The 2,078-nt window shown below is 59.0% G+C and carries 4 protein-coding genes; 3 read left to right on the forward strand and 1 reads right to left on the reverse strand.

Annotation, left to right across the window (positions count from 1 at the left end):
- The 3 genes from CO675_RS40830 to CO675_RS39535 form a co-directional block, all read left to right on the forward strand.
- Positions 1–370, forward strand: a 370-nt coding sequence (locus CO675_RS40830) for a hypothetical protein (protein ID WP_158231379.1), incomplete at its 5' end; no start/stop codon positions are given.
- 11 nt (positions 371–381) lie between these two features.
- Positions 382–729, forward strand: a complete 348-nt coding sequence (locus CO675_RS39530; protein WP_097677265.1) for a hypothetical protein — start codon at positions 382–384, stop codon at positions 727–729.
- Positions 730–824: 95 nt separating this feature from the next.
- Positions 825–1,208, forward strand: coding sequence for a hypothetical protein (locus tag CO675_RS39535; protein WP_097677266.1), 384 nt, complete (start codon positions 825–827; stop codon positions 1,206–1,208).
- Positions 1,209–1,730: 522 nt separating this feature from the next.
- Here CO675_RS39535 and CO675_RS41245 read toward each other — a convergent pair.
- Positions 1,731–1,907: a hypothetical protein gene (locus CO675_RS41245; protein ID WP_198964914.1), complete on the reverse strand. Its 177-nt coding sequence runs from the start codon at positions 1,905–1,907 to the stop codon at positions 1,731–1,733.
- Between the last annotated feature and the right edge of the window lie 171 nt (positions 1,908–2,078).

Consider the following 2,078-nt stretch of genomic DNA (forward strand, 5'->3'; position numbering starts at 1 on the left):
CCGCGCCGTACAGATCGCGCTCGACTACATCGGGAAGGAGATCGAGAAAGCCAAGCGCGAGTACTCGAAGCAGGTCGCGGCGCGACGTCTCAGCGAATACTCCTCATTGGTGGAGACCGCAGTTGATGCCGCACGTGAGCTAGGAGACGCTATCCTTGCGATGCACGGCTTCGCTGACGAGATGCGCCTCGTCGGCGCTGCGCACCGAGATTTCAAAATCATGTACAGCCTACAGAACTTTGGCGACCTCGCTGAGCCGTTCTCGCCGCTGAGGGGGTTGATCGGGGAGGCGGTTGAGAAGGGTCACGTCGGCGCAGGCAAGTTGCCCGCCTGGAAATTGCCAGCGCCGCTTGAATTGCTGCATATTTGAGGAAATTTGAGATGGCGAACAAAACGAAGGCCGACACGGTGTTGGAGCAGGCCGAGGCGTTGCTCCGGGACGTGGAAGCCGCCAACCGAGGCGCGCGATTGAAAAAGGCCGAACGTGAGGTTGCCGCCAGCAAGACGCGTGGCGAGCGCCTGCATGACGCCGAAGCGCAGGTTGAGGCCAGCCGTCCGACGGACAAGCAACTGTACTACAGCACAATGAGGCGTTCGCCGCTGAACGACAAGCCGAAAGAGCTTTCGCGGGAAGCGAGCGCAGGGTTGGCTCGGGCCAAAGCATCTCGTGAGGAGAGTAAGCGTGCCGCGCGCGAGCGTAAGCAGAAGGCCGCTTATTTAACCAAGTAACGTCGCTCCGGTTGTTCCTTTCGGCCAGCGCGGCAGGGTGGACACCGTAGGGGAACGCGGTGTCCACCACCAATTCATTCTAATCAGGAATCATTATGCTTAGAGATCATTCTCAGAATCTGGGCTTTGCCCAAACCATTGCTCCAGCGACATTGAGTGCCACCACGACAGGCAACAGCGTGGACACGTTGGGATACGAGAGCGCTGCACTTGTGATTAGCACCGGTGCGATAATCAACGCTGCTGCGTTTGCGGCCAAACTGCAAGACAGTGCGGACGGAACGAACTTTGCGGATGTGCCAGCATCGTTACTTGTCGGCGCGCTTCCTGCTGCACTGGCTGCGAACACCGTTGTCAAGCAGGGCTACCTCGGCGGCAACAGGTATCTTCGCGCCGTGTTGACCTTGAGCGGCGGAACATCGCTCGCAGTCGCAGCAACTATCGTGCTGGGCTCGCCGAAGGTCGCGCCCGTCAGCTAGCGGCGCGCATGTTGATGTGGTCGGCGCGGCACGGGAACAGCGCGCCGGCCCATCAGCTGCCCCCCGTACCCGGTCAGAAGTTCAAACATTGCCGCCTCAAACACCGGGGTCCAAACCTAAACGCTCGTTTCCACAAATCAGACCCCCATGGTGAAATTTGCCTAGACCACGGGCACCGCTTGCCAAAGCAAAACTTGAAGGCCGAGACGCGAAGAATCCCCAACGTTACCGGAGGCGCAACGATCCAACCGGCGATGCCATTGGCGCTCCGCCGTCCTGGCTAACAGAGCCGCAAGCCGTGGCCTGGCGCGAATTCGCTGGGGAGCTGCCTTGGCTCAACGCGTCACACCGCTGCATCGTTGGAATAGCGTCAGTGTTGCGAGCGCGCCTGCAATCAGGCGAGGAGGTTGGCACCAAGGCGTTGAGCTTGTTGCGCCTGTGTTTGGCCTCAATGGGTGCGTCGCCGGTAGATGCAAGCAAGGTCGCGTGGGAGTCTGAGCAAGATCTGGACGACTTACTCGACTAGCCGCGCGTATCCAGCGACACACCGAGTAGCGATGCCTTTACCATCACCGCTGCAGTAGTGCGCTTCAGCTTCTTTGCAATTTTTGTGACGCCTGCCTTCTGCTTGGCGAGCGACTTCAGTGTTTTCAAATCGTCCTTTGTCCAGCGACGAATAGTCTTTTTCTTTTTGGCCAAGTCGGCGCTCCTTCAATTGCAGGAATGCCGTGTAGCACACGGCGTGGTGCGCGCAAGCACGTCACGCCTCCATTTTGCGTGAAAGCAAACATTGATCGATCTTCACAATCTCTCATCGGAACTAACTGAGCCGCCGCCTGACGCACCAGGCTGGCTCTACTTTCAGCCTGA

Source organism: Bradyrhizobium sp. C9, assembly GCF_002532045.1.
Classification (GTDB): Bacteria; Pseudomonadota; Alphaproteobacteria; order Rhizobiales; family Xanthobacteraceae; genus Bradyrhizobium.